This is a genomic window from Stenotrophomonas sp. Ker107b (assembly GCF_053847245.1).
Genome location: NZ_JBSPHX010000001.1, coordinates 882,674 through 900,191, shown reverse-complemented (window position 1 = coordinate 900,191; position 17,518 = coordinate 882,674). Strand labels below are relative to the sequence as shown.

The window sequence follows — 17,518 nt, the reverse complement described above, 5'->3', positions numbered from 1 at the left end:
TCCGCAACGCCGCTACTTCTGGTGCCTGTTGGAATCCAGCGCCGAGATTTCTTCGCTCTTCAACCGCTCGACCAACCGCTGCGCCACCTCCAACGCCGTTGCCGGGTTCTGCCCAGTAATCAGCTCGCGGTCCACCACCACATGGGCGGTCCACGGCGTGGTGTTGCCTCTGAACCTCGCACCCGCCCGCTGCAGCGCGGTCTGAGGGTAGAACTTCATTTCACCGCCGCCCACCAGTGACTTGGCCTGCTCTTCTTCCTGGTTGCTGATCACCGTCATCTGGTGGCCGCTGTAGATCCACTTCGGCATCCCCGGAAAATGCGAGCGCGGTTGAGGATGGAGTTGGCTGGGGCTGTGATGCTCGCTGCTCGCTGCTCGCTGCTCGCGCCGTAGCTGAACCGATCCCTAGACTTTGAGGATTACAAATTTCCCTCTTCTAGGGTCCAGTGCGAGCTAAGGATCTTCGAGAGCGACTCGTCTTACCAAACAACTACGAAAGGCTCAAGCGCCTCCGCTTTTGCAGAGACGCTCCGGACGCGCTTTGGCTGGAGCAAATCCTATTGGAAGGCCGAGCCTAATCTTCAGTCGCCCCGCACGTCGTCAGATGTTCCTTCGCAGCCTCAACTATTTGTTTCAGGGCAGCGAGCCTGTGCACAGGAACGAAAGTGCTTCCACGATGGGTTGATAGTTTTAGAAATGCGAGCTGCCCGTCGTCACTGTGATAGAAGCCAATCTGCGCGCTATCCTTCGTTGAGTAGGTCACTTCAGTGTAGTCGCGCGCTTGGTCCTTAAGTGTCAACGCAGTGGTCGAGATGAACTCAATTGCGCCGAGTAGCTCACTCAGTTCGTCGTAGTCCAAGAAAACTGCAGAATCGAAATCGCCATCGGAGTCGGTGCGCTCTAGACGAACGCCATAGGTTGTTTCCTTCTTCACCCCCTTGATCACGTTCAGTACAACGGTCTCTGCGGACACGGAATCGCCATGTTCGCCCTTGACGCGGCCAACAGGGCGGGTCTCCTTTACGACTATTGCACCCCGATTCGCAAGAAATCTCGAGACGCTAGTCCCTCTCGTATCCTGCGTTGCATCGACAACGTCCGACATTTGCCCTCCTTACCCTTGGTCCACGCATTAGATCCAAGCTAAATCTATCAGCATCTATCACTGACTCAAAGGACGAGCCTGACTAGCAGTGGTGACACATAAGGGTAACAGGGCTGTCCCCGCGCAGCGCCGTTCGCCCCGATCCTCCTGGCGACCACACGAGAGTCAATTACCGTGATCCCGGGATATCCGTACGTGCCCCGGCATGCTTTCTGCCAACTAAACTGATGGACCATCGACTAGGCCGCTTACACCACACCACATGCGAAGTCCTTGAGATGGCGGAGAGTTGCAGGCATCGTCTCAGAAGTGCAGAGTCTGCACTCACAGACAGAGGTGGGCAATGGATAACTCGCGTTACATTTCTTGTTGTCCGCGCCTCGCCATCAACATGGCGAACAGGCCCGTAAACCATATCGCCAACAAGCGCCCTGGCGCGATTGCTACAGCCAAGTCCGAAGTGGAAATGAGCTCCATAACCTCGAATTCGCGCTCGAGCGGTCATCACTTGTGTCAGCTAGAGCACACATCCGGAAGAACCTGTTCGACACGAGGGTCCTCTCCTCTTGGAATGCAGAACGCTCGCCCCCCCTCCATTGCATTAGCACTCCAAGGGACTTAGCACCGCATGGAAAACGATGATAGATAATTCTCGCTCATCGAGACTGCTGCTCAGATATCGCACATTTGGACAAAGTCCATTGCAGCTCAATCAGCCAGAGTTTCAGTACAGTATGTATTTCCACATCGTAGCGACCAAAGTGACGCTCGCGATGAAAAGTCGATAATTGCGAGGATTTAAATGTTTGATCAAATGTTTACGGCGGATAACTTTAGAAGAATTTTTGACTCGGAGAATCGGAGGGGCATCGACATAGGCACCCGATTCTTCCCTGAACTTGAGCCTGCCACGAATGCAGTCCGGGAGAAGGTAAAAGAGATTAGAGAACTGCGACAAGTTCAGGCTTCCATGCAATCTACGGCATTTGAAGAGAAGCTGACCATACTAAGACAGACCTTGGCAGGGCTCAAAGAAACGAAAGCAAAATCAGTTTCTGCGCTAATGGAAGGACTTAGCAAAAAGGTCAGCGCCTCAGATTTCAAAATAGCAATTTCCCAAAAGGCCGGCCCAAAGGGGAAGCCAGTCTTCTGCATAGATTCGAATCCCGAAAGTTTCTTCGCGATGAAGCAACTTCAACGGAACATATCCAACCTATATGATGTAAAGCAAGCTAATCGGCATGATCTAGCGTGCCAAGTCCGTGACATTGTTGGCAGCAAGTTTCCATTCGAAATCGTGCGGACAGATATTTCATCGTTCTATGAAAACATAGATCGAAAAAAGCTCCTTGAAAAACTAGATAACGACCAACTATTGAGTGCTTCATCGAAGAAGTACATTAAACAGGTACTCGACTCCTACGGCCTGCTCTCCGGCTCCCTGAAGGGAATACCTCGCGGGATTGGTATCAGCGCATATCTAGCGGAACTCTACCTTAAGCCTGTCGACGAACTCATAAGCGAAATCCCAGGAATTGTTGTGTACTGCCGCTTCGTCGACGACATCGTTACTGCTTTCGCTCGGCCCTCTACAGGTAAAGATCTTGGACCGTTCATGGACATGCTAGTAGAGATATTTGGAAAATTCGGCCTCACACACAATCCCAACAAGACACTCGAGTTCGCTTCGGGAAAGCCATCCACCACAAAAGTTGAATACTTAGGATACCGGTACTACGTGCATAGTAGCGGACGGCTAGAAATTAGCCCGGGGGCCGCAAAACTGGGGAAGTACAGAGCCCGGATCAGGGCATCTTTCTTTGAGTACTGGAGAACGAGACCCTTAAATCCTCGAAGAGCCTTTCGACAGCTCTCTGGAAGAATTAGATTCCTGACAGGAAACACGCGACTATCAAATAACAAGTCCTGCGCAGTGACAGGCGTGTACTTCAACAATTCCTTAGCCAACAACATGTCTGGGCTAAAGCTACTAGACAAACAACTAGCGCGAGAGATAAAGAGACTGAAGAACACGAAACTACAAAATAAGCTAAAGAAAATGAAGTTCGTCTCAGGATTTGAGGAAAGGCGGTACAACCAGTTCACTACTAAACAGCTACAGATGATTGTAGGAGCATGGAAGCATGCCTAAGAAGCGAGTCACCCTTACTCATAGAAAACAGCGCCCCATACTGACGGACATGCTTCCTTTCGAAGTTCCGCCAACCTTCTCCAACAGGGGATTTTATCGCTTTTTAAGAAAACACAGTGTCGAAATTGACGGCCGCGAGGTTCGCTGGATTTGCGAATCCGACGCTATTGATCAGACGATGCGCCTACTGTTCGGCATAAAGGATTCAACCGCAATTGAATCCAATATTGTAAGCGAATGGGGCAAGAAGAAAACACGGCGAAAAGTTCAAATCTCGAAGTGCGAGATGTCAACAATTCCATTCAACTTTCGCGTAGCCCACAACTTAGACGGAAGGACGCTTAGCGTGATCCACCCGCGAAATCAGGTTGCGGTCGCAGACTTCTATGTGTCCTACAGCGCACTCATAACGCACCACACATCCGCAAGTCAATTTTCGATCCGGCGCCCCGTCTCGGTTTCTCGCTATGCGTATTATAAGGATAAATTACACGAAGAGCGGCTTGACCCAAATAGGGGTGCGGAAGAGGAGGGGAAAGAGTACGAGCAGCTCGGATCATACTTTGTCTATAGAAACTACCGAAACATTCACAGGTTCTTTGAATCTTCAGAGTATCACCAGAGTGAAAAAGAGTACGACGCGATGGTGCAGTTGGATGTAAGCAAGTGCTTTGACAGCATCTATACCCACTCACTCCCCTGGGCAATTCTGGGTAAGGATCAGACCAAGTTCAGTCTAAGCGATTCCAAATCCACGTTTGGCGGAAAGTTTGACGACTTGATGCAGAAGATGAACCACGGGGAGACGAACGGGATCGTAATAGGGCCGGAATTTTCGCGAATATTTGCCGAGATAATTCTGCAGTCAGTTGACGTTGATCTGCGGCGGCAACTTTACACAGACAGCAATCTAGCCCACAAGAAGGACTACAGAATATTCAGGTATGTTGATGATTTTTTTGTTTTCTACAACAAAGAATCTTCACAGCAGAAGATATTCGAAACACTCCAGGCAATCCTTAAGAAGAAGAAACTTAGCATCAACACATCCAAGATAAAGACTTATAAAAAGCCAATTATTACGGAGATAACGCTAGCCAAGGAACGAATTTCGACGCTTTTAAATTCAGAAATTGACCCAACTCTGGAAGAATCGGAATTAGCCGAAGACCCAAGCATTCCGAAGAAGAAGTCACTGGCTTGTTCAATCAGGACCAACCGCCTCATTGTTCGGCACAAATCCATAATTAAGGAAACAGCTGTCGCATATGGCGACCTCCTGAACTATACCTTTGCAGTACTAGAGAACAAGATCGAAAAACTCTTCAAGTGCTACGCTGCTTGCGATAAATCTGAACAAGATCAAAAACGACTGGTATCTACTTTATTCGCGATAGGAGAATTTTCATTCTTTACTTACTCGGCGAGCCCAAAGGTCAATCATACGATCAGGCTTTGCCGGATAATCTCAACCTCGGTAGGATTTCTGCATTCGCAGCGAATAGCTTATGAATTGAAGCATCTTCTATTTAAGTACATTCATGAGAATGTTCTCCAGCAGCTTGAGAAGAACACAATGAGCAATAGCAGGGAGATTGAGAGTCTCTACTTATTGACTTCTTTGTCGCAAATTGGACGAGAGTACTGGCTACCAACGTCCGTATTGCTTCGTCACTTCCTCATTGAGGAGGACAAAGCCACGGGGATTTATTCGCGCCCCGCCGGGTTCATGACTCACTTCTCAATCACCACTTTGCTTTCCTACGTCAAGGACAAGGTCAGATACGCGAAGATTAGATCTTTTGTAGAAACCCACTCTATTGCAAAATTGCAGCACATGAAGGCGCACTGTCCGAACGAGGCCGAGACGCTAATCCTACTTTTGGATCTCCTCACCTATCCGCAGCTCGCACCTGAGACGAGAACAGCAATAGGGGCTGTTTTTAGCCTGGAGCCAGCGAGCCTTGCGTCCGTTCAGGCAGCAAATGACCATTGGTTCACCGCTTGGGGCAACAAGTTTGATTTAGCAAAAGAGCTAGACGCGAAACGCAGCCGCGAGGTATATTAGTTCCGGCGCTCCGCTTTACCCATAATGGCTGTTGGCAGCCCACACACAAGCGCCTTCCCTACCCTATATCAATTGGGGAACGGGTGAAAAGGCGGCAGGAGCGGGCTGCCTTTTAGTTTTTCCCACAGCCAGCCAAGCGATGTACGTCCATGCGCCGCTGTTGGGCGGTGTCTGTGGCACTTAATTGCAGAACGGCCGCCATCGCAAACAGTTGCGACAATAAGTCCGCCACGTTCCGTCGCCGAGCAGACATCATTCGCGAGTACTTTAATATGCGCACTTACGTGTATTCATCTGAGCTGCCGAGATGTCTATCAGTTCGATGCAACAAGGGCGCCTCCCGGCGCCCTTGTTCTTCAACTCATTCCCACTCAATAGTCGCCGGCGGCTTCCCCGAGATGTCATAAACAACCCGCGACACCCCCCGCAACTCATTGATGATCCGGTTGCTCACCGTACCCAGGAAGTCATACGGCAGGTGCGCCCAATGCGCGGTCATGAAATCGATGGTCTCCACCGCACGCAGCGCGATCACCCACTCATACGCACGCGCATCACCCACCACGCCCACCGACTTCACCGGCAGGAACACCGCGAACGCCTGACTGGTCTTGTCGTACAGATCCGCCTTGCGCAGTTCGTCGATGAAGATGGCATCGGCCTTGGCCAGCAGCTCAGCGTACTCGCGCTTCACTTCACCGAGGATGCGCACGCCCAGGCCCGGGCCCGGGAACGGATGGCGGTAGACCATGCTGCGCGGCAGGCCGAGTTCGACGCCCAAGCGGCGCACTTCGTCCTTGAACAGCTCACGCAGCGGCTCGACCAGGCCCAGCTTCATGTGCTCGGGCAGGCCGCCCACGTTGTGGTGGCTCTTGATCACATGGGCCTTGCCGGTCTTGCTGCCGGCCGACTCGATCACGTCGGGGTAGATGGTGCCCTGCGCCAGCCACTTGGCGTTCTTCAGCTTGTTCGATTCTTCGTCGAAGATGTCCACGAACAGGTTGCCGATGATCTTGCGCTTGGCTTCCGGGTCGCTGACGCCTTCCAGCTTGGCGAAGTAGCGGTCCGCAGCATTCACGCGGATCACCTTGACGCCCATGTGCTCGGCGAACATCGCCATCACCTGGTCGCCTTCCTGCCAGCGCAGCAGGCCGGTATCGACGAACACGCAGGTGAGCTTGTCGCCGATCGCCTTGTGCAGCAGCGCAGCCACGACGGACGAATCCACGCCGCCGGACAGGCCCAGGATCACTTCGTCATCGCCGACCTGCTCGCGCACGCGAGCGATCTGGTCATCGATGATGTTGGCGGCGGTCCACAGGGTCTCGCAGCCGCACACATCCACCACGAAGCGGCGCAGCAGCGCCTGGCCCTGCAGGGTGTGGGTCACTTCCGGGTGGAACTGCACGCCGTACCAGCGCTTTTCTTCGTTGGCCATCGCGGCCACCGGGATGCGATCAGTCACGGCGGTGACGGTGAAGCCCGGGGGCGCGACGGAGACGTGGTCGCCGTGGCTCATCCAGACATTCAGCTTCGGCTCGCCGCCGTGGTCGCTCAGGCCCTTGAACAGTGCATCCGGGGCGACGACGTTGACTTCGGCATGGCCGAACTCACGCTGGTCGGCCGCTTCGGTGGCGCCACCGAGCTGGGCGGCCAGGGTCTGCATGCCGTAGCAGATGCCGAAGATCGGCAGGCCGCTGTCGAACACTTCCTGCGGCGCGGCAGGCGCGCCCGCCAGCGTGGTCGATTCCGGGCCACCGGACAGGATGATGCCCTTGGCGCCGAACGCGGCGATGTCAGCCGGGTTGTGGTCCCATGCCCAGATCTCGCAGTACACGCCGAGCTCGCGGATGCGGCGCGCGATCAGCTGGGTGTACTGGGCGCCGAAATCGAGGATGAGGATCTTGTCGTTATGGATGTTGGTCATGGTGCCCGGGCAATGCAGGAGTGAATACGGGAAACACAGATTCGTTACCGGCGGCGGATAGAGAAAGAGGAACGGGAATCAGCTTCCTCGTTCCTCTTTGCTCATGCCGCATCAGGCGCGGTAGTTCGGCGGCTCTTTGGTGATCTGCACGTCGTGGACGTGGCTCTCACGTTGGCCGGCGCCGCTGATCTTGACGAACTTCGGCTTGCTGCGCATGTCTTCGACGGTGCCGCAGCCCACGTAGCCCATGGTGGCGCGCAGGCCGCCCATCAGCTGGTGGATGATGCCGCCGACCGGGCCGCGATACGGCACGCGGCCTTCGATGCCTTCGGGCACCAGCTTGTCGGCGCTGGAGGCGTCCTGGAAGTAGCGGTCCTTGGACCCCTTCTCCATCGCGGCCAGCGAGCCCATGCCGCGGTAGCTCTTGTAGGAGCGGCCCTGGAACAGCTCGGTCTCGCCGGGCGATTCCTCGGTACCGGCCAGCAGGCCACCGATCATGATGGTGGAGGCACCGGCGGCGAGCGCCTTGCCGATGTCGCCGGAGTAACGGATACCACCATCCGCGATCAGCGGGATGCGGTCCTGCAGCGCCTCGGCCACCAGATCGATCGCGGTGATCTGCGGCACGCCGACACCGGCGACGACGCGCGTGGTGCAGATCGAGCCCGGGCCGATGCCGACCTTGACCGCGTCCGCGCCGCTGTCCAGCAGCGCCAGGGCGGCTTCACCGGTGCAGATGTTGCCACCGACGACCTGCACCTGCGGGAAGTGCTTCTTGACCCAGCTGACGCGGTCCAGCACGCCCTGCGAGTGGCCGTGCGCGGTGTCCACCACCAGCACGTCCACCCCGGCGGCGACCAGCGCCTCGACCCGGCGGTCGGTATCGCCACCGACGCCGACGGCCGCGCCGACCAGCAGGCGGGTGGCGGTGTCCTTGGCGGCGTTGGGGTAATCGGTGTTCTTCTGGATGTCCTTGACGGTGATCAGGCCGCGCAGGGCGAACTCATCGTTGACGACGAGGATCTTCTCGATGCGGTTGCGGTGCAGCAGCTGCAGCACTTCATCCGAGGCCGCGCCTTCCTTGACCGTGATCAGGCGATCCTTCTTGGTCATGATGTGGCGGACCGGATCGTCCAGCTCGGTCTCGAAGCGCATGTCACGGTGGGTGACGATGCCGACCAGCTGGCCGCCGCCGTCCACTACCGGCACACCGGAGATGTTGCGCGCCTGGGTCAGGGCCAGCACGTCGCGGATGGTGGTCTCCGGGCCGACCGTGATCGGGTCGCGGATGACGCCGGCCTCGAACTTCTTGACCTTGGCGACTTCGGCAGCCTGCTGCTCGACGCTCAGATTCTTGTGGATGATGCCCATGCCGCCGAGCTGGGCCATGGCGATGGCCAGGCGGGCTTCGGTGACGGTATCCATGGCAGCCGAGAGGATCGGAAGCTTCAGCCGCAGGTCGCGCGTCAGGCGCGTTTCCAGACTGACATCCTTGGGCAGGATGATGGAATGAGCGGGGACGAGGGAGACGTCGTCGTAGGTGAGAGCTTCAGCCTGGATGCGCAGCATCGGCATACCCGAGATGTGGGGAAGCGCGACATTTTACCCTGATTCGGGCGTCTTTGGCAGGGGGCGGATGCGACGCTGTGTCGCGTGGGCAAACGCCGGTTCAGGGCGGTGGAAGGCAGCCGAGAATGCCGCCAAAGCCAACCCGCGGTAGTGCCGGCCGCTGGCCGGCTCCTCATGATCCCTCGGCGGCACTAAGGGGTTGCCGGCCAGCGGCCGGCACTACCGGGCAGCTTTACGGGCTGCCGACCAGCGATCGGCACTAACCGGGTCAAAACGCCTCGGCTGCCTCAATCGTGTTCTGCATCAACGTGGCCACGGTCATCGGCCCTACCCCGCCCGGGACCGGGGTGATCCAGCTGGCGCGCTGGGCGGCGGCCTCGAAGCCGACGTCGCCGACCAGGCGGCCGTCATCCAGGCGGTTGATGCCCACGTCGATCACCACCGCGCCCGGCTTGACCCATTCACCGGGGACGATGCCCGGGCGCCCGACGGCGACCACCAGGATGTCGGCGTTGCGCACCGACTGCTCCAGCACGTCCTTGGGGGTGAACTTGTGGCAGCTGGTCACGGTGCAGCCGGCGATCAGCAGCTCCAGACCCATCGGGCGGCCGACATGGTTGCTGACACCGACGATGGTGGCGTTGCGCCCACGCACCGGCTGGTCGGTGTGGCCCAGCAGGGTCACGATGCCGCGCGGGGTGCACGGGCGCAGGCCGAACTCACGCAGGGCCAGATGGCCGACGTTTTCGGGGTGGAAGCCGTCCACGTCCTTGCGCGGGTCGATGCGGTGGATCAGGCGGTTGGCGTCCGGGATGCCCGGCAGCGGCAGCTGGACCAGGATGCCGTGAATCTTCGGATCGGCGTTGAGCTGATCGATCAACGTCAGCAGCTCGGCCTCGGTGGTCCCGGCCGGGAGATCGTAATCGAAGGCTTCGATACCCACTTTCTCCGCCGCACGGCGCTTGTTGCGCACGTACACGGTCGAGGCCGGGTCGCCACCGACCAGCACCACGGCCAGGCCCGGACGGCTGCCGCCGGCAGCCAGGCGGGCATCGACCCGGACCTTGAGGCTGTCCAGCAGGTCTTCGGCGATGCGGCGGCCGTCGAGAATGCGGGCGGAAGAAGCGGTGTCGGAAGTCGGTGAGCTCATCGAGGGCGGCAGGCGTGGGGGCGACGGTCGTCTATTGTCCCCGATTCGGCCGGCGGCGGACACCGGTAGTGCCGGCCGCTGGCCGGCACGTGGGATGGGCCCACCTGGGTGCCGGCCAGCGGCCGGCACTACAAGCCTCATTCCTCTTCCGGCACCTGGTCGGCGTTGAGCGTGCGCGCCTTGCGCTTGGGCGCGGTGAACGGCGTGGGCGTGGGCACGCCCGGCAGCGCGCTGCCGAACACCATGTGCGCACCGGCGCGCAGGTCTCCGCCCGCCATCTCCAGCTCGAAGCGTTCGGCATCGCGTTCGCGGATCTGCTCGGCGATCTCACGCGCATCATCCGGATCGGCACCCAGCTCCATCAGCGCCGCCTGGCCGAACTGCAGTGCGGATTCGAAGGTTTCTCGAATCTGGAAATCGACGCCGGCATGGATCAGGCGCAGCGAATGCTCGCGGTCGAACGACCGCACCAGCAGCTTGGCCTGCGGGAACTGGTGGGTGACCAGCTCCACGATGCGATCGGCATCCTGGTCGCTGTTGACGCACACCGCGATCGCACGGGCGGTCGCTGCGCCGGAGGCATGCAGCACATCCAGGCGGGTACCGTCGCCGTAGTAGATCTTGAACCCGAAGCGCTCGGCGTTGTGGATCATGTCCACGTCGTTGTCGATGATGGTCACATCCACATCGCGCGCCAGCAGCGATTGGCTCGCCACCTGACCGAAGCGACCGAAGCCGATCAGCAGCACACTGCCGGACAGGCCGTCGGCTTCTTCCACGCCATCGAGCGAGACTTCACGATCGGGCATCAGCTTGTCGTGCAGCAGCACGAACAGCGGCGTCAGCGCCATCGAAAGCACCACGATCGCGGTGAGGTTGGCGTTGACCTGCACGTCGATCACACCCGCCACCGCCGCAGCGGAGAACAGCACGAAGGCGAACTCGCCGCCCTGCGCCATCACCACGCCACGGTCCAGCGCCTGGCGATGATCACTGCCGAGGATGCGCGCGACCACGTAGATGCAGACCGCCTTGGCCAGCATCAGCGCGAACACGCCGGAGACGATCAGCGGCCAGTTGTTGGCGACGACGGTGAGGTCCAGCGCCATGCCGACGCTGAGGAAGAACAGGCCGAGCAGAATGCCGCGGAACGGCTCGATGTCCGCTTCGATCTGGTGGCGGAAGGTGGATTCGCTGAGCAACACGCCCGCGAGGAACGCGCCCATCGCCATCGACAGCCCACCCAGCTGCATCAGCAGTGCGGCGCCGAGCACGACCAGCAGCGCGGCGGCCGTCATCACTTCGCGTGCCTTGGCGGCGGCAAGGATGCGGAACAGCGGATTGAGCAGGAAGCGGCCGACCAGCACCAGCCCGACGATCGCACCGGCGGCGATGCCCACCGTGATCCAGCGCGATGTCTCGCCGGCATCGCTGTGCACCGGCGCCATGAACGCCACCACCGCCAGCAGCGGCACGATCAGCAGATCTTCGAACAGCAGGATCGAGACGATCTTCTGGCCGGTCGGCAGCGCGATGTCGCCGCGCTCGGCGAGCAACTGCATCACCACCGCGGTGGAGGTCAGCACGAACCCGGCGGCGCCGATGAAGGCCACCGGCAGCGGGAAGCCGAGCAGCATGCACACGCCGGTCAGCACCGCGCCGCAGACCACGATCTGCAGCGTGCCCAGACCGAAGATCTCGTTGCGCAGGCTCCACAGATGCGAGGGCCGCATCTCCAGACCGATCACGAACAGGAACATCACCACCCCGAGCTCGGCGGTATGCAGGATGGCCTGCGGATCGGAGAACCAGCCGAACCCGAACGGGCCGATGGCCAGGCCCGCGGCGAAATAGCCCAGCACCGAGCCCAACCCAAGCCGGCGGAACAGCGGCACCATGACCACTGCCGCACCCAGCAGGGCGACCACTTTCACCAGTTCACTGGCACCTGCTTCCACCGCCATGCGGTTGTTTCCCCGGACTACAAAAGATGCGTCAACGATAGGGCAAAGTGTTGAAGGGCAATAGCGCGGATGCTGCGTTTTATCGTGCTGAATTCAGAACGATATTGAACCCGGATGCCAGATCGTCCTGAAATCGCGGCCGAACCCGGCCCCCTCGCGAACGGCATCCACGCATGGCGTGGATCTACACCCTACCTCTCAGCCGCTGCAGAACGCGGCGTAATCGATGTACCCGGCGAAGTCGCGCCCGGGGGCACAGAGTGGACAGGCCGGATCCGGACGCAGCCGCGTCTCGCGGAAGCGCATGCCCAGCGCATCGAAGGTCAGCAGGCGACCGATCAGTGGCTCGCCGATGCCGAGCAGGAGCTTGAGCACTTCGGTGGCCTGCAGCAGGCCGACCATGCCCGGCAACACGCCGAGGACCCCGGCCTCCGAGCAGTTGGGCGCGAACTCGGGCGGTGGCGGTTCGGGGAACAGGCAGCGGTAGCACGGCGCGGTGCCACGCTGGCGACCGGCATCGAACACGCTGACCTGGCCGGTAAACCGCTCCACCGCGCCATACACCAGCGGGATACCGTGCTGGAGGCAGGCATCGTTGAGCAGGTAACGCAGCGGGAAGTTGTCCGAGCCATCCAGCACCACGTCGACCCCCTCGAGCAGCGCATCGATGTTGTCCGAGGTGACCCGTGCCTGCACGGCCTCCACGTCCAGCGAAGGATTGAGTGCGAGCAGGCGTGCGCGTGCCGAGAGCACCTTGGGCTCGCCGACGCTGGCGTCGGTGTGGATGATCTGCCGATGCAGGTTACTGCGGTCGACCACGTCGTCATCGGCGATGCGCAGGTGCCCTACCCCGGCCGCGGCCAGGTAGAAGCTGGCCGGTGCGCCCAGACCACCAGCGCCGAGCACCAGCACGCGTGAGGCGAGCAGCGTCTTCTGGCCTTCGACACCGACCTGCGGCAGCAGCAGATGACGCGAGTAACGCTCGTTGAAGTCACGCTCGGCGTCGCTCTGCATCGGCTGCACCAGCGCCAGGCCGTCAGCGCGCCACGCGGTGGTGCCGCCGCGGACGGAAGCGATATGCGTGTAGCCGAGGTCCGCCAGGAACACCGCCGCCTCCATCGAACGCTTGCCGCTCTGGCAGATCAGGACGACCTCGCGCTCGGCTGCCGGCAGGTGCGTGCCGGGTTCAGCCTGGAGATCGCCCTTGGCGATGCCGAGCGCGCCTTCGGCCATGCCGGTGGCACGTTCATGTGCCTCACGGACGTCGATCAGCAGCGCGCCATGGGCGAGGCGCTCGCGGGCCTGCGCCGGAGTGAGTTCGGGGATGCTCATGCGGAGGATTATCGCGCACGGGGGCGTCGGCAGCGCCAATGAAAAGAGCCGGCTTTCGCCGGCTCTTCTTTGGATCATTTGCCCTTGACGTGCTTGATCAAGCGGCGCTTGCGCTTGAGCTGACGTTCGGTGAGCACGTTCTTCTTGCCCTCGTACGGGTTCACACCCTCGCGGAAGATGAACTGCACGGGCGTGCCGACCAGCTTGAAGCGCTTGCGGAAGAAGTTCTCCAGATAGCGCTTGTACGACTCCGGCAGGTCTTTCAGACGGGTGCCGTGGACGATGAAGGTCGGCGGGTTGGAACCGCCCGGATGCACGTAACGCAGCTTGGACACGTGACCACGGATCGCCGGCGGCGGATTGGTCTCGTAGGCCGTTTCCAGCGCCTTGTTGACTTCGCTGGTGCTGAACTCATGCGTTGCCGAGGCATGCGCGGCGTGGATGCAGCGGAACAGCTCACGCAGGCCCGAGCCGTGCTTGGCCGAGATGCGCACCACTTCCGCCCACGGCACGAAGCCGAGCTTGCGCGATACCAGCGCTTCAGCCTGCTCGCGCTGGTAATCGGTCAGGCCATCCCACTTGTTGATCGCCACCACCAAGGCACGGCCGGCATCGAGCACCGCACCCAGCACGCTGGCGTCCTGATCGGTCACGCCTTCAGAGGCATCGAGCATCAGCACCGCAACCTGGCACTGCTCGATGGCCTGCAGGGTCTTGATGACGCTGAACTTCTCGACCACTTCCTCGACGCGCGCCTTGCGACGCAGGCCGGCGGTGTCGATCAGGCGGTACTCACGCCCGTCGCGCTCCATGTCCACCGCGATCGAATCACGGGTGGTACCGGGCACTTCGGAGGCGATCATGCGCTCTTCGCCGAGCAGACGATTGACCAGCGTCGACTTGCCCACGTTGGGGCGGCCGACGAAGGCGATGCGAATGCGGTTCGGATCGGTGTCCAGGGTCTCGGTGGTGCCCTCTTCCGGCAACCGTTCCACGACCTCGTCCAGCAGATCATCCAGGCCCTGACGATGCGCGGCCGAGACGGTCAGCATTTCGCTGAAGCCGTAACGGGCAAATTCCGAACGCACGGTGTCTTCGTTCATGCCGTCGATCTTGTTGATCAGCAGCAGGGTCGGACGGGCCAGTTTGCGCAGCCAGGACAGGATCTCGTCGTCCATCGGGCCCTCACGGGCATCGACCACGAACAGGATCAGATCCGCTTCCGCAGCGGCGGCGCGGGCCTGGCGAGCGGTAGCGCCGGCCAGACCTTCTTCTTCACCGGCAATACCACCGGTATCGACCACCAGGAACGGGTGATCTTCATCAAGACGACAAACACCGTAATTACGGTCCCGGGTCACGCCGGGCTGGTCATGGACCAGCGCGTCGCGCGTACGGGTAAACGCATTGAACAGCGTGGACTTGCCGACATTCGGCCGTCCAACCAGGGCGACCAAGGGCAGCATCGCGGTAACTCCTTATTGTGCCAACCGGAATGCGGTCAGCTTTCCATCAACGTTCTGCACCAGCAGAATCCCATCAGCGACCACCGGCTGTGCCAGGAGGGCGTCGCCGCCACTCTTGGCGCGCGCCGCGAACTCACCGTTATCGGTCCGCAACCAGTGCAGATACCCCTTGTAATCACCGACCACAACGTAATCGCCGTGGACGACCGGACCGGTCAGCGAACGACGGGCCAGGCCCGTCTGCGACCACATGGCCGAACCGCTGGTCTTGTCCAGGCCGAACACGCCGCCCTTGTTGTCGGTGACGAACACATTGCTCGAGGTCAGGGCCACGCCACCGGCGCCACCATGATCACGCGCCCACAGCGGACGGCCGGTCGGGCCTTCGATCGCCATGGTCTGGTTCTTGAAACTGCTGACGTACAGCGTATTGCCTTCCAGCACCGGGGCGCCGTCGATGTCGGCCATGCGCTCCAGCTCGGTGCGGCCTTCGCCGGTGCCGACCATCTGGTCCCACAGCGTGCGGCCGTCCTGCATGGCCAGCGCGGCGATCGAGCCGTCATCGTTGCCGATGAACAGCACGCCCGGGCCGGTCACGACCGGGGCATTGCCACGCACGGTCAGCGCCGGCAGCTCACGCGGGTTGAACCAGCGCTGGGTGCCGTTCTCGACATCCAGACCGGTCACGCGACCGTCGTTGCTGCGCACGAACACCATGCCCTGGCCGACGGCCGGGGCGGAAATCACTTCACCCGGCACCTTGGCGCGCCACTTTTCGGTGCCGTCCGCCGCGTTCAGGGCGATGACCTGACCGTCCAGCGTGCCGATGACGACCAGGCCTTCACCCACGCCCGGGCCACCGGACAAGCGCAGCTTCGGCTTCTTCTTTTCCTTGGCCGGCTCGTAGGTCCAGACCTTCTTGCCGGTCTGCAGGTCGATGGCGTGCACGCCACCGTAGATGGCGGCGGCATAGACGCGGCCATCGGCGACCACCGGGCCCTGACGGACGCCGATGCGCTTTTCACCCTTGCCCACATTGGCCGACCAGATGCGGTCAACCTTGGTGGTGGCATCGAACTTGACGAGTTCGGCCGGTTCCAGCGCCTTCTTGGCCGCCGCATCTTTGCCGGCGAACCAGCCCTTCATCGTGCTGCAGCCGGTCAGGGCCATGCCCAACAGGGCAACCGTGGCAACGCGCTTGATCATGACCATCTGATTCATTACACCGACTCCGCAGGATCGGTGACGGTGCCACCGGCATCCGTCAACTTGGTTTCCAGCAGGCGCCGCTGAGGCGCTGCCACGTCCAGCGTCTTGAGCGCCTTCTCATACTGTTCGCGGGCCGCATCACGCTTGCCCTGCGCCATCAGCGCATCGCCATGGATTTCCAGGCTGGCGCTGTCGGTCGCGGTGCCGAGCTGCTTGATCGCATCGTCGGTCTTGCCGGTGGCCACCAGCAGGCGCGCAACACGCTGCTCGATGACCGGCTTGAATTCGGGGTCGGCCTTGATCGCACGCAGGGTCGCCAGCGCGTCGTCATTCTTGCCGGCATCGACCTGGGCCTTGGCCAGCTGCAGCGCAGCCAGATCGGCATAGATGTTGGCCTTGCCGCTTTCCAGCTCCTTCACGCCCTTGGCAGCCTGCTCCAGGTCCTTGTCTTCCAGGCTCTTGAGCACGACCTGATACTGGACGTTGGCGCCGGCCAGGCTGTTGCTGTGCCGGGTCTGCCATTCCTTCCAGCCCCAGATGCCGCCGATCGCGATGGCGACACCGGCCAGGATGCTGACACCGTTCTTCCGCAGCCAGCCGCGGACGCGTTCACTTTGTTCGTGCTCGTCGAGCAGGTCGTCGATCGCCATGCGTACTCTCGCCCCGCCCATTAGGAGGAGCTATTTGAATTGGATTGGGGAAACGCGGCTCAGTGCGAAACTGGGGCCACGGAGCCGTCAGAGGATACCGTAAAGCGTGCCACGTTGGCTCGCTGGTACGGCGAAAGGTCGACGATAGTGCCGCCCTGCTGAACCTCGACCGCCGATGCATTGCCCAGCACCATGCGGGCCACCTGCCCCGGTGCGAAGCTGCGGGTCTCGCCCGACTTCAGCAACGCCTTCTCGACCGTCGTGCCATCCGGCGCGGTGATGTCGATCCAGCTGTCGCCATTGAACTGCAGGGTGAGACCACCGCCCACGGCCGCCGGTGCGGCGGCAGGACGCGGGACCGGCGTCAGCGACGCCAGATACGGTGCGGACGGTGCCGAAGGCTTGGCGCTTTCGGCCGTCGCTGGCGCCGGTGCGGGCGGCGTGTCGCCACCGGCCACCGGTACCGCCGCCGGGATGACATCCAGCGACGCGGTATTGGGGGTGTTGGCGGTGCCATCGAAATGGCCGCGGGTGGCAAACCAGACCGGCACGGCCAGCACGGCAGTGATACCGACATACAGCACACGGCGCCCGAGACTCTCGGCGATGCGGCGCGCTCGCGGGGTGTGCGTGTGGCTGACCAGCTGCGGCGGCACGATCGGGCCGATGTGGGACTGCTCGAGGATCTCGCCGATGTCCACCTTGAGCAGGCGGGCATAGCTGCGCAGCTGGCCGCGGACGAAGACCGGCGCGCCAAGGCGCTGCCACTGCTCTTCTTCCAGCGATTTGACCACCTGAACGGGCATATGCAGCTGCTGCCCCACCGCTTCCAGGGTCAGGCCGGCCGCTTCACGGGCCTGGCGAAGACGGGCTCCGCAACCGGCCGCAGTATCAAAAGCGTTCACAGTCTGGTCATCAATCACAGT

13 protein-coding genes are annotated in these 17,518 nt (G+C 60.9%); 2 read left to right on the top strand and 11 right to left on the bottom strand.

All coding sequences use genetic code 11. The features are described from left to right. Positions 1-12 precede the first annotated feature (12 nt). Positions 13-309 (bottom strand): hypothetical protein, encoded by a 297-nt coding sequence (locus ACWV8V_RS04290; protein ID WP_455899014.1) that lies wholly within the window; start codon positions 307-309, stop codon positions 13-15. Positions 310-574: 265 nt separating this feature from the next. Next, positions 575-1,105: a hypothetical protein gene (locus ACWV8V_RS04285; RefSeq protein ID WP_455899013.1), complete on the bottom strand. Its 531-nt coding sequence runs from the start codon at positions 1,103-1,105 to the stop codon at positions 575-577. An 802-nt stretch (positions 1,106-1,907) separates the two neighbouring features. Here ACWV8V_RS04285 and drt3a point away from each other — a divergent pair. Together drt3a and drt3b are read left to right on the top strand one after the other, a co-directional pair. After that, the gene (gene drt3a, locus ACWV8V_RS04280) at positions 1,908-3,257 is read left to right on the top strand and encodes an antiviral reverse transcriptase Drt3a (RefSeq protein WP_455899012.1); all 1,350 of its coding nucleotides are present in this window, start codon (positions 1,908-1,910) and stop codon (positions 3,255-3,257) included. Beyond that, positions 3,250-5,325: an antiviral reverse transcriptase Drt3b gene (drt3b, locus tag ACWV8V_RS04275; protein ID WP_455899011.1), complete on the top strand. Its 2,076-nt coding sequence runs from the start codon at positions 3,250-3,252 to the stop codon at positions 5,323-5,325. Before drt3a ends, drt3b begins: the two co-directional genes overlap by 8 nt. 361 nt (positions 5,326-5,686) lie before the next feature. Here drt3b and guaA read toward each other — a convergent pair whose 3' ends face one another. From guaA to ACWV8V_RS04230, 9 genes are all read right to left on the bottom strand, one after another. Then, positions 5,687-7,252, bottom strand: coding sequence for a glutamine-hydrolyzing GMP synthase (gene guaA, locus ACWV8V_RS04270; RefSeq protein ID WP_455899010.1), 1,566 nt, complete (start codon positions 7,250-7,252; stop codon positions 5,687-5,689). A 111-nt stretch (positions 7,253-7,363) separates the two neighbouring features. Next, on the bottom strand, positions 7,364-8,821 hold the full coding sequence (guaB, locus tag ACWV8V_RS04265) for an IMP dehydrogenase (RefSeq protein WP_123729717.1): 1,458 nt from the start codon (positions 8,819-8,821) through the stop codon (positions 7,364-7,366). 268 nt (positions 8,822-9,089) lie between these two features. Next, positions 9,090-9,971, bottom strand: a complete 882-nt coding sequence (folD, locus tag ACWV8V_RS04260) for a bifunctional methylenetetrahydrofolate dehydrogenase/methenyltetrahydrofolate cyclohydrolase FolD (RefSeq protein ID WP_152150574.1) — start codon at positions 9,969-9,971, stop codon at positions 9,090-9,092. 137 nt (positions 9,972-10,108) lie between these two features. Further along, complete coding sequence (locus tag ACWV8V_RS04255) at positions 10,109-11,935, bottom strand: monovalent cation:proton antiporter-2 (CPA2) family protein (protein ID WP_346467416.1); 1,827 nt, start codon at positions 11,933-11,935, stop codon at positions 10,109-10,111. A gap of 198 nt (positions 11,936-12,133) precedes the next feature. Further along, positions 12,134-13,267, bottom strand: coding sequence for a molybdopterin-synthase adenylyltransferase MoeB (moeB, locus tag ACWV8V_RS04250; protein ID WP_455899009.1), 1,134 nt, complete (start codon positions 13,265-13,267; stop codon positions 12,134-12,136). Positions 13,268-13,341: 74 nt separating this feature from the next. Next, positions 13,342-14,733, bottom strand: coding sequence for a ribosome biogenesis GTPase Der (der, locus tag ACWV8V_RS04245; protein ID WP_259261070.1), 1,392 nt, complete (start codon positions 14,731-14,733; stop codon positions 13,342-13,344). A gap of 12 nt (positions 14,734-14,745) precedes the next feature. Continuing rightward, positions 14,746-15,954 (bottom strand): outer membrane protein assembly factor BamB, encoded by a 1,209-nt coding sequence (bamB, locus tag ACWV8V_RS04240; RefSeq protein ID WP_455899008.1) that lies wholly within the window; start codon positions 15,952-15,954, stop codon positions 14,746-14,748. Continuing rightward, positions 15,954-16,592 carry a YfgM family protein gene (locus ACWV8V_RS04235; RefSeq protein WP_259261072.1) on the bottom strand — a complete coding sequence of 213 codons (639 nt, stop codon included), beginning with the start codon at positions 16,590-16,592 and terminating at the stop codon, positions 15,954-15,956. The genes bamB and ACWV8V_RS04235 overlap by 1 nt, the downstream gene beginning before the upstream one ends. Positions 16,593-16,651: 59 nt before the next feature. Then, positions 16,652-17,515 (bottom strand): helix-turn-helix domain-containing protein, encoded by an 864-nt coding sequence (locus ACWV8V_RS04230; RefSeq protein WP_259261073.1) that lies wholly within the window; start codon positions 17,513-17,515, stop codon positions 16,652-16,654. Positions 17,516-17,518: the final 3 nt, after the last annotated feature.

Bases quoted from the DNA above. Each gene is read 5' to 3' on its own strand.
- ACWV8V_RS04290 (WP_455899014.1), bottom strand. From the start codon at position 309: ATGCCGAAGTGGATCTACAGCGGCCACCAGATGACGGTGATCAGCAAC.
- ACWV8V_RS04285 (WP_455899013.1), bottom strand. From the start codon at position 1,105: ATGTCGGACGTTGTCGATGCAACGCAGGATACGAGAGGGACTAGCGTC.
- drt3a (WP_455899012.1), top strand. From the start codon at position 1,908: ATGTTTGATCAAATGTTTACGGCGGATAACTTTAGAAGAATTTTTGAC.
- drt3b (WP_455899011.1), top strand. From the start codon at position 3,250: ATGCCTAAGAAGCGAGTCACCCTTACTCATAGAAAACAGCGCCCCATA.
- guaA (WP_455899010.1), bottom strand. From the start codon at position 7,252: ATGACCAACATCCATAACGACAAGATCCTCATCCTCGATTTCGGCGCC.
- guaB (WP_123729717.1), bottom strand. From the start codon at position 8,821: ATGCTGCGCATCCAGGCTGAAGCTCTCACCTACGACGACGTCTCCCTC.
- folD (WP_152150574.1), bottom strand. From the start codon at position 9,971: ATGAGCTCACCGACTTCCGACACCGCTTCTTCCGCCCGCATTCTCGAC.
- ACWV8V_RS04255 (WP_346467416.1), bottom strand. From the start codon at position 11,935: ATGGCGGTGGAAGCAGGTGCCAGTGAACTGGTGAAAGTGGTCGCCCTG.
- moeB (WP_455899009.1), bottom strand. From the start codon at position 13,267: ATGAGCATCCCCGAACTCACTCCGGCGCAGGCCCGCGAGCGCCTCGCC.
- der (WP_259261070.1), bottom strand. From the start codon at position 14,733: ATGCTGCCCTTGGTCGCCCTGGTTGGACGGCCGAATGTCGGCAAGTCC.
- bamB (WP_455899008.1), bottom strand. From the start codon at position 15,954: ATGAATCAGATGGTCATGATCAAGCGCGTTGCCACGGTTGCCCTGTTG.
- ACWV8V_RS04235 (WP_259261072.1), bottom strand. From the start codon at position 16,592: ATGGCGATCGACGACCTGCTCGACGAGCACGAACAAAGTGAACGCGTC.